Source organism: Neptuniibacter sp. QD48_55 (genome assembly GCF_047778115.1).
In the GTDB taxonomy this organism is placed as follows: Bacteria; Pseudomonadota; Gammaproteobacteria; order Pseudomonadales; family Balneatricaceae; genus Neptuniibacter.
Window position 1 is genome coordinate 1,585,802 of sequence record NZ_CP180555.1, and the last position, 12,501, is coordinate 1,598,302.

Here is a 12,501-nt window from a genome sequence, read left to right on the forward strand (position 1 = left end):
TAGGACAAATCTATTAGGAATATCACTTGTTCACCTATGGGCTAAAGCGTACCCTGCACCTGCAATTATTTTATAGCTGGATTTTATATGTCTGAACATGACTTAACACACCCTTTTGAACGGTTAACACCATCTTTTTTGATGGATGCGGTCGAGAGCCAAGGGCATTGGTGTGACGGTCGTACGTTTCCTCTAAATAGTTACGAGAACCGTGTTTATCAGGTGGGCATAGAAGATCAAGAGCCGATGATTGCCAAGTTCTATCGCCCTCAACGTTGGAGTCGAGAGCAGATTCTAGAAGAGCATGAGTTTAGTTTCGATTTAGCGGAGCAATCTCTGCCTGTTGTGACCCCTTGGCGTAATGAAAAGGGGGAAACCCTGTTTGATTATGAAGGGTTTATGTTCGCTTTATTTCCTCGTAGAGGAGGGCATGCTCCTGAACTCGATAACCTTGATAATCTTTTTACGCTAGGCCGTTTATTGGGCCGCATGCATCTGGTGGGCGCTTCGAAAAAGTTTGATCACCGACCGACTTTGACCAGCAAGACATTTGGTCATGACAGTGTTGCGTTTTTAAGTGATCGCTTTATTCCGGCTGAACTTAAACCTGCTTATGATTCCGTGGCTAGAGATCTTCTGCAGGGTGTAGATGAGATCTTAAAAGCTTGTGGTGAGATAGAACATATTCGTGTTCATGGTGATTGTCACTCCGGTAATATGTTATGGCGTGATGATGCCCCTCATTTTGTTGATTTTGATGATGCTCGTATGGCACCTGCGATGCAGGATATTTGGATGCTGCTCTCTGGTGATCGACATGAACAGACGCAACAGTTGTCTGAAATAGTCGATGGCTACAACGAGTTTTACGATTTTAAACTCAAAGAGCTACGTTTGATCGAAGTCCTCCGAAGTTTACGAATTATGCATTACAGTGCATGGCTTGGCCGCCGCTGGGAAGATCCAGCATTCCCTCATAGCTTTGGTTGGTTTAATACCGAGCGTTACTGGGGTGAGCATATTCTTCAACTACGTGAGCAATTGGCGTTACTAAATGAAGAGCCTTTAAAGATTCTCTAAGCTTCATTTTGAGTAGGATATTAAAGCTGCTTGGTCGCTATAACTATATTTCGACCACGATCTTTAGCTAAGAAGAGGGCATCGTCAGCACCGCTGACTAGCTGGTCATAATTAGTGTAGTTAGAATCCAAGGTGGCGCAGCCTAGGCTTGCTGAAAGCGTATGATATGCGCCACGAAGTTTTATTTTGGTATTCAGCGCCTTTCTAATTCTTTCTGCACAAATTTGAGTGTCAGCCTCGTCGCTATGAGGCAACAAAACAATAAACTCTTCACCTCCGTAACGTGCTGCAATATCTCCCACTCTTAAGGTTGACTCTATTATTTTGGCCGACTTCTGAAGCACATAATCTCCCGCTTGATGTCCATAGTTATCATTAATCTGCTTAAAAAAATCTAAGTCGATCATGATGATCGATAAGGGTAGTTGATATCTTTGTGCTCGTTGTATTTCTGTATCTGCTAGTTCTCTGAAATGTTGCCTATTAAAGAGTGATGTAAGGGGATCACTAATTGAGCGTTGATAGGTTTTATTGAGTAGGCTACATGTAAACCCGCTTAGTAAGCCGAGAATCAGAGAGCCAAGGGCTGCCCAGCCGGTTAAATATGACATCGGTATGTCATGGACATGGTTATCATTCTCGAGTCGTGCCGACAGTTGCCAAAAGCCACCAGGGACTTCTATGAAACTACTAAGATACTCTTCGTCGAATACTGAAGAGGAACCAAAGAATACATCCCCTTGCTTGCCTTTTGCATCACTTCCGCGAATAGCGTAGGTAGCCAGCTCATCGCTTAGAGCTAGCCCCGTCTCTTTGAATATCCTATCTAAATCTATGATTATTGTGATGAAACCCCAGAACTTGGTTTCAGTGCCTTCACGGTTGTAAAGGGGTTGTCTGGCAATAACACCTCGCCCGCCTTGAACTAGATCTAGTGGGCCGGCCATGATCATCTCTTTCATCGCTATGGATCGCTCCACCACTTCTTTTTGTTCAGGGATTTTTCGTAGGTCCAATCCAATCACTTTATTGCCATCAATGATGGGATAAATATGCTTAACGATTGCATCGGGAGCCAATTGAGCTTGTCGAATGGTTGTTCTAGTGGACAAAAATCGTGTGGTTAAAATCTGAAAGTCGTTCTCATCTATATCGTTTTGTAGCAGAAGCAGTGATTCCAAAGCTTCGATAATGATGAGGTTGTCATCCAGCGCGAGCTGTATGCGCGAAGTGAGATAATTGATTCTAGCTTCAACCTGCGCTTTATCTTGTTGATCATGGATATTGTGATCTAACTTAACCAGCCATCCGGTCGTGACAAATGCACATGCGGTGACGATTAGGCCGACCAGCCAAGGTAAACAAAATCGAAGTGTAAATTTCCGCATGTTCTGAACACACTACTGCAAATTTCGGTGAATATACATAAGCGTAGCTGTTTTTTCTGGAATGACAGGAGTGTTTAGATTACTCTTTGACTGTTTTTATATACAGTATTTTGAGTATGCGTTTATTCATAGCCGAAAAGCCAAGTTTAGGACGAGCCATTGCCGATGTGCTACCTAAGCCATTGAAAAAAGAAGAGGGTTGTATTCGCGCCGCTAATGGTGATGTGGTTAGTTGGTGTTTCGGTCATCTTCTGGAACTGGCTGAACCGGGCGAGTATGACCCGCGTTTTAAACAGTGGAATCTACAGCACCTTCCCATTGTCCCTTCTGAATGGAAGATGCAGGCCAAACCAAAAACGCGTAAACAGATAGCGTTACTAAGAAAACTCTGTAAAGAGGCCGAAGAGCTTGTTCATGCAGGCGATCCTGATCGTGAAGGGCAGCTGTTAGTTGATGAAGTAATCGACTTTCTGAAACTGCCCCAGTATAAGCGCCAAAGCATGAAACGCTGCCTGATCAGTGACCTCAACCCAAGTGCTGTGAAAAAAGCGATTGCGCAGTTAAGAGATAACCGAGAATTTATCCCTCTTTCTGTATCCGCTTTGGCTCGGAGTCGAGCTGATTGGCTCTATGGTATAAATCTAACCCGTGCATACACATTGCAAGGACAATCTGCGGGTTACCAAGGGGTTTTATCGGTTGGGCGGGTACAGACGCCTGTATTGGGATTGGTGGTAAGACGTGATCAGGCGATCGATGACTTCAAAGCCAAACCATTTTATGAGGTCTTGGCTCATCTCAAGGCAGATAGCGAAGAGAGATTTAAAGCTAAATGGCAGCCGAGTGACGCTTGTCAAAAATGGCAGGATGAAGAAGGGCGAGTGCTCTCTAGACCATTAGCGGAAAACGTTGCTGGGCGTATTACAGCTAAACCGGGCGAAGTAACTGCTTTAGAGAAAAAGCCTAAAAAGGCAGGGGCTCCACTCCCTTACAATTTATCTGCGTTGCAAATTGATGCGAATAAACGTTTTGCTTTAAATGCTCAGCAAGTTTTGGATACCTGCCAGAGTTTGTATGAAAAACATAAGCTAATTACTTATCCGCGTTCGGACTGTCGCTACTTACCCCAAGGTCATTTTGCGGAGGGCGCTAAAGTATCGTCAGCTGTCTTTAAGCATTGCCCGCAGTTTCAACCGCATCAAAGCCTGATTGACTTAAACAAAAAGGGAAAGGCTTGGAACGATCGTAAAGTTGAAGCCCATCATGCGATTATTCCGACTAGTAAAACTGTAGATTTCACTCGCCTGGATAAAACAGAGCAGCAAGTCTATGAGCTGGTGGCTAGGCAGTATCTGATCCAGTTTATGCCAGATCATCGCTATTCAGAAACGCGAGTCGAGGTGTTGATTGAAGGCGGTAGGTTTACTGCTTCCGCTAAACAAGTACTCGATGTCGGCTGGAAGGTCCTGTTTGGTAAAAAAGAGGGCGAAGACGATCAAGTACAACTTCCTAATCTCTCTGTTGGACAGACCCTCTATTGTGAGCAAGGAGAGGTCATAGATAAAGAAACTCAGCCACCAAAGCCTTTTACCGATGCAACCCTTTTAGCAGCCATGACAGGTATTGCGCGATTTGTTGAAGATACCGATGTTAAAAAGGTGCTTAAGGAAACCGATGGCCTAGGCACAGAAGCGACAAGAGCTGGTATCATCGAATTACTGTTTAAACGGGGCTTCTTACAGCGTCAGGGTAAAACTATTCGGAGTACCGAAGCAGGCCGAGCGCTAATTAATAGCCTCCCAGATAACGCGAGTAAGCCTGATATGACAGCTCGTTGGGAGGCTTCATTGAATGATATCAGTGAGCAGAAGTTAAATTATCAAACATTTATGCAGCCTTTGACTGATGAGATCTCTTTGATGATTCAGAAGGCGAACAGTATGGATGTGCAACTGCTACGTAATATCAAACAACAGCCGAAACCTGCTTATAAGAAAACACGCAGAAGGAAAGCCAAACCCGAGGCGAAATCCAAAGCTTAAGGTGAAGAAAGTTATCTTGTTGGCCAGTTAATCTATTTAGGGTTTATCTCAATATCTTGTGTTCGATATATCTCATATAATGACGCTTTCAAGTTAGTCATTCACTTCTGATGAACTAAGCATTGGGAGCGCAGGGTAGTTTATGGAACTTCTTTCACTCAAAACCTTTAAATACGTGGTTGAATTCGGTGGTGTTCAAGCTGCATCGAAAGAGCTACATACTGTTCAATCTAACGTCACCGCACGAATCAAAAGGTTGGAAGAAGAGATAGGTTCGCCCCTGTTTTATCGTAAAGGGCGCAAACTTGAGCTGACGCCTACAGGTTATACCTTGATGGATTACGCTAACCAATTACTGCAACTAGAACATCAAGCCAGTATCGCGGTTAAACAAGTAGGAGAAGCCACAGGGGAGATTAGGATTGGTTCTATGGAATCCTTCGCCGCGGTTCGTATGCCTGGCCTGATCCAATCCCTACGAAAAAAACACCCTAATCTGTTACCTCGAGTGCAAACAGAAACCAGTGGTCAATTGATTGAAGCTGTTCTTAATTACAAACTTGATTGTGCCTTTGTTGGTGGGCCGGTACAGCACAAGGATCTTGTTTGTCGTCAGGTGTTAATGGAAGAGTTGGTTTTGGCCACTGCGAAAGGAGTGGATGTTCCAGACTCGTTAATCATGTTCAGACAAGGCTGTGCGTACAGAGATAAGGCTCTAAATTGGCTACGTGATAATGGCAGATTAGACACTGAGGTGTTAGACATGGGAACTCAAGAAGGGATCTTGGGTTGTGTGGCTGTAGGTTTAGGTTTCACTTTAGTACCTAGGAAGGTGGCAGAAGAGTCGAGGTACGCAAAAGATCTAAATCTCGAGGTGCTCGATGATCAGTTTAGCCAGATACCTACAATTATGATTACGCATAAAAATGCTATTGATATGGCAGGCATAGATACTTTACTAGCGCTGTTTGATGGTAAACCGCCTGAGTGGGAATCAGCTGCTTAATTAGCTATTTAAGCCAAGGATGGGCTTTTAGGTTTTCAACAACATGGTCTAGGAATAAACGGACCTTAGGATTTAGGTTTTTACGGCTAGGGTAGAGCGCGTGGATACCTACAGTAGGCACCTTATAATCGGCTAATACTTCTTTTATCTCCCCTGACTCAAGTTCATCAATGCAGAACGCTTTAGGTAAGCGAGCAATCCCCAAATTACGTTTAAGCATCTCCAGGCTGAAGCTTAAGCTATTCGCACGTAAACGGAAGTTAATGGAAACCGCTTTACCTTCATTCCAGTTTTCAAAGACCCATTCATTGGAGTTTAGATGAGTGCCGATACATTGATGTTCTTTTAAATCGTCTGGAGTTAGTGGTTCACCAAATCGATCTATATAGGCTTGGCTGGCATATAACTTAGAAGACGCATTGGCGATCTTACTCCCGACGAGGCTCGAGTCATCTAAATTTCCCACACGCAGTGCTAAGTCGATCCCTTCTTGGACAAGATCGACGACACGAGGGCTGAGTTCTATATCGATCTGAATGAGCGGGTACTTCTCCATAAAGCTGGAAATTAGGTCATTCATAATGAATATCCCAATTTCAGGTGGCATGGTAATGCGCAACCGACCCTTGGGCTCACCTTGAGTGGAAGTAACGTGATTCTCGATATCTTCTAGTTCGGAAAAAAGGGGCAGGCAGCGTTCGTAGAAGTTTTGACCGTCAGCAGTAAGGTTTAATTTACGAGTCGTACGTTGTAAAAGCCTTAAACCTAAGTCATCTTCAAGCTGAGTAATGCGACGGCTTATAGTCGATTTTTGAATGCCTAATTTATCCGCGGCTGCGGTAAATCCATTGTGCTCAATTACCTGAATAAACAAACGGACATCATTAAGGTTCATAGAAAGCTACAACTATGGATGATTACATAAGGGCAGTTTGATAAAACTCAGAATTTAAGAGCAGCTACCTTGGGTTGTCAGTACAACAGAAGGCGTTGTCGTCTTAACACTCTGGAAGCTCATATCAGATTTATTAATGGTCAAGTTTGTTGTGTCCATACCGCCCATAACTGGGTCTTTAGCCGTTCGACTTAACTTGATCTGTTCATCAGACTGTTCAACGCTAAAGCCAGCAACACCGTTTACAACAGCAGAGTCATTTTTAATTACAACAGAATAACTGCAGCGGCCTTGCGGGCAGTTACGCGTCTTCGGCGCTTTCATAAATGGAGCCGTGTAACTGGCATGTGTGTAGGAGCACGTATATTGCTTATCTTCGGCCACGGCAGTTAATGGCGTTGCGATACCAGCAGTCAAAGCAATACTCGCGACAAGTAGATTAATTTTGGTGTTCATAATCCTTCCCCGTATTTTCCTTTAGTAAGTCTAAGGCAAAATATCAATCCCTGAAAGCCTTAGTATGTGTTTAAGCTCCATGGCCCAATAGTATTTTGAATAAATCATCAATCTTATTGATGGTATTGGGAAATATTTAGTGCTTGGAATCTGCATGATTGATTAATTAAGGCATGCACATATAGCTTATCGTTGATTGTTGCTTGGAGAGGCATGAGAAAGTGCTAAAGCAAGCTCTACGTCGTCTGGTTTGATATGGCCTTGTTTGGCCCAATTCAGAATTGTTTGTCGTTCTGGTGTTTGCCCTTAAAGCATAGTGTGGCATCCAGCCTTTGAAAAAGTGAGTGACTCGTATTATCTACTATCACTCACCTTTCTATGGCTGTCAAAAACCGCAGCCACCACTTGGACAGCCGCCACCACTCATGCAAGGAGGCGCTTCAGGATTTTTGAGTGTCGAACTTTTAACAACTCCTGCGGTTGATAAAAGTTTTGTAACTTCCGAGTCTTCAGGGATCTCTTGTGGGTCTAGATTAGCGAGAATACATAGCTCACCCCAAGTCTTAGGGGTTAGAGCCATAGTGTGCTTCACTTCAACCACATCACCTGTCGCTTCAATGCGATAATCGTATGTAGGCATAATTAGTCCAGTTTAGGTTCATGCCAGTTGATAGATTTTAGGAATTTGTGAGCAGGGTAGAATTTACCATCACTGCCTTCCTGGTCCTTGGAGGATTTGATGTAGGCTTCAGGTAGTTCACCGCCTACGTATACATCCAGTTGCTTTTCATTCTGGTAAAAAGCCAATGTTTGGTCAACTTCGTCCTGCGTCTTACACAGCTTAGATAGGTTGCTTGCTTGAACAGCAGCCATATCTTTGTCGGCATCAATACCCATGATGTGGGCCATACCGTAAGTCACAACAAGGATATCTGCTACAGCATCACGAATTTCAGAGGTATCTTTGTTTTCGAGTCCTTCAACTAATTCAGCTAGCTCTTCTTTGATTAGGTGTAATTGCTTGCCAGCTTTTTCCCAATTTGGGTTTTCAAGATTGCCTTGTTCATTACCAAATACGGTGTTTAGGTAAGAAACGTCAGTAAAGTTGCTCATTGTTGCTCCAAAAGGAATTCAGTTGTCTTAGTTTGCTTGTTGGGCAAACTTATAAATTTTGTCGATGACAGCACGTAGTCCGTTACCACGTGATGGGCTTAGATGACGATCAAGTTCTAGTTGCTTAAACAAACCGTCGACATCAAAAGCACAGACCTGATCCGCTGTTTTATGGTTGAAAGCGTTTTCAACCAATACCAGTAATCCACGAATAATACGGGCATCTGAGTCAGTAGCAAAGGTTAACGTACCGTTGGGCTCTTTATTAATGACCAGCCAAGTATTGCTTTCACAGCCTTTAACGAGGTGTTCGTCTGTTTTTAACTGTTGGGGAAGGCCTTTAGCAGATTTCCCAAGCAGCATTATCTCTCTGTAACGAGCATTCCAGCCTGAGATACCTTTAAGCTTATCGATCAAGGATTCTGGCGATGAGTTTGATTCAACAGCCACAGCCGTAGGGCGAGTAATCGAATCCAGTGTCTGCATAAAATGGTTCACTTCCGCTTCAGTATTATAAAAAGCGAAAGATGCTCGTGTCGTACCCGGTAAGCCCAGCCTCTGCATCAGAGGCATTGCGCAATGATGCCCTGTACGGACAGCAATACCTTGTTGATCTAACAGCAGGCCAATATCTTGCTGATGTTGGTCGGTCAGTGTGAAAGATAACAAACTGACACACTCAGATGCTGAACCAATACGATTAAACCCTTTGATTTGAGAACAGCCATCGATAGCTGTTTTAAGCAAATGTTGTTCGTGTTGTTCCAGTAATGATCGATCAAAACTAGATAACCAGTTCAGAGCGGTTGCTAAACCGATGGTGGCACTAATATTCGGTGTGCCTGCTTCAAACTTGAAAGGCAGATCGTTATAAGTCGTTTGATCAAAACTCACGTGTTTGATCATCTCACCCCCGCCTTGCCAAGGAGTCATAGCAGATAGCAGTGCTTCTTTGCCGTATAAAACACCAATACCCGTTGGAGCAAAAACCTTATGTCCCGAAAACAGGTAAAAATCAGCATCGAGATCTTGAAGGTCAATCTGAAGGTGGGGTAGAGCTTGCGCGCCATCGATAAGCACTAGCGCGCCAGCTTGATGGGCTAACTCTATAATGCGCTTCACAGGGTTAATCGTTCCCAAGGCATTAGATGCATGAGTTACCGCAACTAAGCGGGTTTTATTGGAAAGTAGCTTTTCAAATTGCTCTAGATCTAACTTGCCATTATCTAAGAGCGGAATGATTTTTAGAACAACGCCTTTTCGCTGAGCAAGCATCTGCCAAGGAACGATATTAGCGTGATGTTCCAGTGTACTTAAGATGATCTCGTCGCCAGCTTTTAACTGCTGGCCCCAGCTGTTGGCAACTAGGTTGATCCCCTCTGTCGTACCCCGTGTCCAGATGATCTCTTTTTCACTGCGGGCATTCAGATAGCGAGCAACGGTGCTGCGAGCAGACTCAAAAAGCAGCGTAGCATCCGCGCTGAGCGCATGACTTGCACGATGAACATTGGCGTTGCTCTGCTGATAATATTCAGAGACAGAATCTATGACACATTGCGGCTTTTGAGTTGTAGCAGCATTGTCTAAAAAGGTTAAAGAGTTTCCGTTAACTTTTTGATTTAAAATGGGAAACTGCTTTCTTATGTCCTGTAATAAAGTCTTAGGATCTCGCATGCTTTGGCTTAGCTATCCTTAGATGCATCATCTTTATCTGCAGCTTGTTCAGCCCAGTGAGCCAGCTGTTTGTTATAGCGCGCACGCCAGCGTGTGTACATCATGGCGCTGGTGAAAAGCGCACCTACAAGTAAGGAATAGCCAATGCCATAGATAGCCGTATTTGGATTAGTCGCAGCTAATACCGCCTGCATAAACAGCAGTAGAAGCACAAAACAAAGCCATGCGTGTCCACGAGGATTACCCTTAATAATCACCCCTGCAAATGCTAGCAGTGGAGCCATATGGATAAGCCAAATAACCCAAGGTTTTCCGGTTGGAACAGGAATAAGGAAAAGGTGCCAAAGCGTAAACCAGCCAAGCAAACCTAGGTAGCTTCCTACACAAAGGATACGCCCTAATTTAGCTTTGCTTTGATAATCGTGATCATCAGGAATATATGCTTTCAACTGCTTGTACTCTCGTGGTTTTACTAGGCGTTTAAAATTAAACGTTGTTTGCTAATCGGCGGGCCAGTTCACCCAAGCGCTTACCTTGGGCAATACATAAATTCTTTTCGATTGGGTCTAGCTCATTGCTATTGTCTGGCCCCGCTACATGTGTCGGCCCATAAGGAGTGCCGCCGCTTTTAGTTTTCAATAACTCAGATTCGGAATAGGGTAAGCCGGCAATGACCATGCCGTGATGTAGTAAAGGCATCATCATGGTAAGCAAAGTAGTTTCTTGGCCGCCATGTAAACTAGAACTGGAGCTAAACACAGCAGCAGGTTTATCAATCAGCGCACCTGACATCCATAAGCTGCTAGTGCTATCGATAAAATACTTTAATGGCGATGCCATATTTCCAAAACGAGTCGGGCTCCCTAACGCTAAACCAGCACAGTTGGCTAAATCCTGTTCGGAGCAGTAAAGTGCGCCTTGATCAGGAATTGAAGGTTCTGTTGCTTCAGCAACCGTTGAAACTTCAGGTACAGTGCGAAGACGAGCTTCAATGCCAGACTGTTCTACACCACGGGCAATATGTTTAGCCATCGATTGCGTGGCACCGTGGCGGCTGTAGTAGAGAACGAGGACGTAGGGAGCGCTCATGTTAGATGATTTCCAGAACAGACTCTGGTGGACGACCGATTCGTGCTTGATCGCCTTTGATAACGATAGGGCGTTCGATTAGTTTTGGCACATTGGTCATGATCTCAATGATCTGATCTTCAGAAAGAGACATATCATCTAAGCCGTTTTCTTTGAATTCAGCTTCTTTTTTGCGAAGTAGATCGCGAGCAGAAATACCTAACTGGCTTAGCACTACTTTCAGCTCATCAGCAGAAGGGGCTTCATCAAGATATTTACGAACTTGTGGCTCTACACCGTTCTCTTCTAATAGTGCTAGAGTCTGGCGAGACTTAGAGCAACGCGGGTTGTGATAGATAGTTACTTCACTCATTGTGCTATACCGTACTAAGGGATCAAGGTGAAATGATCCGTTCATTGTGTTGGATTATGCGATATTGTATACGCCTGTGTTGCAGATTTCATGAAGGAACTGCATTTTAGGCCAGTGCTTAGCTGATTATTATGAGGATGGAAATGGCTTCGCTGTTAAATCACCGCGTTACACTGTTTATTCGTTATCTATTTCGACAGTTTCTGCAGAATCAAGGGATTCTTAATGCGGCGGCATTAACTTATACCACGCTGTTTGCTGTAGTCCCATTGATGACTGTGTCTTACGCGATGTTGGCGGCAGTTCCCTCTTTTCAAGGAGTGGGACAGGAACTACAAGAGTGGGTGTTTGATAATTTCGTGCCTGCCACCGGCGCCGTAGTACAGGATTACCTCAACGATTTCTCTTCTCAAGCACGTAAATTAACCGCAGTAGGTATTGCATTGCTGGCCATCACATCGATTATGATGATGAAAAATATAGAGGCAGCATTTAATCGTATCTGGCGAGTGAATGAACCGCGTAAAGGACTATCAAGCTTTCTGCTTTATTGGGCTATTTTGAGCTTGGGGCCAATTTTGATCGGTTTAGGTTTAGTTTTAACCTCTTATATCGCAAGTTTACCGTTTATCAGTGAGGCGACAGAGGCGGTGGGTCGTGCGCGCTTATTGTCAGCATTACCTACAATCCTGTCGGCTACCGCTTTTACTTTGATGTATGTAGCTGTACCAAACTGCCCAGTACCGTTTAAAAGTGCGCTATTAGGCGGTATTGGCGTAGCACTGTTATTTGAAACGGCAAAAAGAGGCTTTACTGCGTTTGTTACCCAGTTCCCATCTTACGAACTAATCTACGGTGCTTTCGCAGCTGTACCTCTATTTCTACTTTGGATCTTTATCAGTTGGGTCATCATATTGATGGGTGCTGAGCTGACGCGCTGTATTACAGTTTATCGGCCTAATGAGCGAACTAATGATCTTCCGCATCTATATTCGGTTGTGGCCGTGTTGCACCGTTTATGGAAGGCTCAACAGCAGGGGGAATCAATCTCGGATCACAAGCTTCTACAAGAGGTAGATGCTTTGGATCAGGGGCGTTGGGATAGCTATCTAAAGATTCTGTTGGAAGGTGGTATTGTCAAACGCAGTGACCAAGGTGAATACCTATTAAGCCGTGATCTAGGCAGCTTAACGTTATATCAACTTAACCAACTACTTCCTTGGCCTACACCTTTACCGGTAACTACTAGCAGCTTAGTAGAGTGGGAGAGAGTACTTAACGAAAAATTAGTGAAAACTTCAGAACAGGAGCAGCAGGCTTTTTCTCTAACTTTAGAATCATTGTTTTCTGACAAAGATGAAAACAGTATTAGCAGTACAAAACAAATCAACGGTTAAATTTTTAGG

13 protein-coding genes are annotated in these 12,501 nt (G+C 44.0%); 4 read left to right on the top strand and 9 right to left on the bottom strand.

What is annotated here, in order from left to right:
• The first annotated feature begins 87 nt into the window (after window positions 1-87).
• Complete coding sequence (locus ACMXYW_RS07250; RefSeq protein ID WP_415905736.1) at window positions 88-1,080, top strand: serine/threonine protein kinase; 993 nt, start codon at window positions 88-90, stop codon at window positions 1,078-1,080.
• Window positions 1,081-1,100: 20 nt separating this feature from the next.
• Here the strand turns inward: ACMXYW_RS07250 and ACMXYW_RS07255 are convergent, their stop codons facing one another.
• Window positions 1,101-2,468, bottom strand: coding sequence for a diguanylate cyclase (locus tag ACMXYW_RS07255; protein WP_415905737.1), 1,368 nt, complete (start codon window positions 2,466-2,468; stop codon window positions 1,101-1,103).
• Window positions 2,469-2,584: 116 nt separating this feature from the next.
• Here ACMXYW_RS07255 and ACMXYW_RS07260 point away from each other — a divergent pair, with 116 nt between their 5' ends.
• Window positions 2,585-4,510, top strand: a complete 1,926-nt coding sequence (locus tag ACMXYW_RS07260) for a DNA topoisomerase III (protein WP_415905738.1) — start codon at window positions 2,585-2,587, stop codon at window positions 4,508-4,510.
• Window positions 4,511-4,652: 142 nt separating this feature from the next.
• On the top strand, window positions 4,653-5,516 hold the full coding sequence (locus ACMXYW_RS07265) for a LysR substrate-binding domain-containing protein (RefSeq protein WP_415896332.1): 864 nt from the start codon (window positions 4,653-4,655) through the stop codon (window positions 5,514-5,516).
• Between the two features lie 4 nt (window positions 5,517-5,520).
• Here ACMXYW_RS07265 and ACMXYW_RS07270 read toward each other — a convergent pair whose 3' ends face one another.
• The 8 genes from ACMXYW_RS07270 to arsC all read right to left on the bottom strand — a co-directional run bounded on the left by ACMXYW_RS07270 (window position 5,521) and on the right by arsC (window position 11,095).
• Window positions 5,521-6,411, bottom strand: coding sequence for a LysR substrate-binding domain-containing protein (locus ACMXYW_RS07270; RefSeq protein ID WP_415905739.1), 891 nt, complete (start codon window positions 6,409-6,411; stop codon window positions 5,521-5,523).
• Between the two features lie 54 nt (window positions 6,412-6,465).
• The gene (locus ACMXYW_RS07275) at window positions 6,466-6,867 is read right to left on the bottom strand and encodes a hypothetical protein (RefSeq protein ID WP_415905740.1); all 402 of its coding nucleotides are present in this window, start codon (window positions 6,865-6,867) and stop codon (window positions 6,466-6,468) included.
• 385 nt (window positions 6,868-7,252) lie between these two features.
• Window positions 7,253-7,507: a zinc ribbon domain-containing protein gene (locus ACMXYW_RS07280; protein ID WP_415881444.1), complete on the bottom strand. Its 255-nt coding sequence runs from the start codon at window positions 7,505-7,507 to the stop codon at window positions 7,253-7,255.
• A gap of 2 nt (window positions 7,508-7,509) precedes the next feature.
• On the bottom strand, window positions 7,510-7,980 hold the full coding sequence (locus ACMXYW_RS07285) for a nucleoside triphosphate pyrophosphohydrolase family protein (protein ID WP_415881443.1): 471 nt from the start codon (window positions 7,978-7,980) through the stop codon (window positions 7,510-7,512).
• A gap of 27 nt (window positions 7,981-8,007) precedes the next feature.
• Window positions 8,008-9,654 carry a SufS family cysteine desulfurase gene (locus ACMXYW_RS07290; protein WP_415905741.1) on the bottom strand — a complete coding sequence of 549 codons (1,647 nt, stop codon included), beginning with the start codon at window positions 9,652-9,654 and terminating at the stop codon, window positions 8,008-8,010.
• Between the two features lie 8 nt (window positions 9,655-9,662).
• Window positions 9,663-10,103, bottom strand: coding sequence for a DUF2069 domain-containing protein (locus ACMXYW_RS07295; RefSeq protein WP_415905742.1), 441 nt, complete (start codon window positions 10,101-10,103; stop codon window positions 9,663-9,665).
• A gap of 37 nt (window positions 10,104-10,140) precedes the next feature.
• A complete protein-coding gene (gene wrbA, locus ACMXYW_RS07300; RefSeq protein ID WP_415898406.1) occupies window positions 10,141-10,743 on the bottom strand; it encodes an NAD(P)H:quinone oxidoreductase in 603 nt (200 codons plus the stop codon).
• Between the two features lies 1 nt (window position 10,744).
• Entirely contained in the window at window positions 10,745-11,095 is a 351-nt protein-coding gene (arsC, locus tag ACMXYW_RS07305) for an arsenate reductase (glutaredoxin) (RefSeq protein ID WP_415881439.1), read from the bottom strand.
• A gap of 143 nt (window positions 11,096-11,238) precedes the next feature.
• On the opposite strand from arsC, the gene ACMXYW_RS07310 reads away from it, so the two are divergent.
• Window positions 11,239-12,492, top strand: coding sequence for a YihY family inner membrane protein (locus ACMXYW_RS07310; RefSeq protein ID WP_415905743.1), 1,254 nt, complete (start codon window positions 11,239-11,241; stop codon window positions 12,490-12,492).
• Window positions 12,493-12,501 lie beyond the last annotated feature (9 nt).

Excerpts from the sequence above, each read along its gene's own strand:
- ACMXYW_RS07265 (WP_415896332.1), top strand. The coding sequence starts at position 4,653 with ATGGAACTTCTTTCACTCAAAACCTTTAAATACGTGGTTGAATTCGGT.
- ACMXYW_RS07255 (WP_415905737.1), bottom strand. The coding sequence starts at position 2,468 with ATGCGGAAATTTACACTTCGATTTTGTTTACCTTGGCTGGTCGGCCTA.
- ACMXYW_RS07270 (WP_415905739.1), bottom strand. The coding sequence starts at position 6,411 with ATGAACCTTAATGATGTCCGTTTGTTTATTCAGGTAATTGAGCACAAT.
- arsC (WP_415881439.1), bottom strand. The coding sequence starts at position 11,095 with ATGAGTGAAGTAACTATCTATCACAACCCGCGTTGCTCTAAGTCTCGC.
- ACMXYW_RS07250 (WP_415905736.1), top strand. The coding sequence starts at position 88 with ATGTCTGAACATGACTTAACACACCCTTTTGAACGGTTAACACCATCT.
- ACMXYW_RS07285 (WP_415881443.1), bottom strand. The coding sequence starts at position 7,980 with ATGAGCAACTTTACTGACGTTTCTTACCTAAACACCGTATTTGGTAAT.
- ACMXYW_RS07310 (WP_415905743.1), top strand. The coding sequence starts at position 11,239 with ATGGCTTCGCTGTTAAATCACCGCGTTACACTGTTTATTCGTTATCTA.
- ACMXYW_RS07275 (WP_415905740.1), bottom strand. The coding sequence starts at position 6,867 with ATGAACACCAAAATTAATCTACTTGTCGCGAGTATTGCTTTGACTGCT.
- ACMXYW_RS07280 (WP_415881444.1), bottom strand. The coding sequence starts at position 7,507 with ATGCCTACATACGATTATCGCATTGAAGCGACAGGTGATGTGGTTGAA.
- ACMXYW_RS07290 (WP_415905741.1), bottom strand. The coding sequence starts at position 9,654 with ATGCGAGATCCTAAGACTTTATTACAGGACATAAGAAAGCAGTTTCCC.
- ACMXYW_RS07260 (WP_415905738.1), top strand. The coding sequence starts at position 2,585 with ATGCGTTTATTCATAGCCGAAAAGCCAAGTTTAGGACGAGCCATTGCC.
- wrbA (WP_415898406.1), bottom strand. The coding sequence starts at position 10,743 with ATGAGCGCTCCCTACGTCCTCGTTCTCTACTACAGCCGCCACGGTGCC.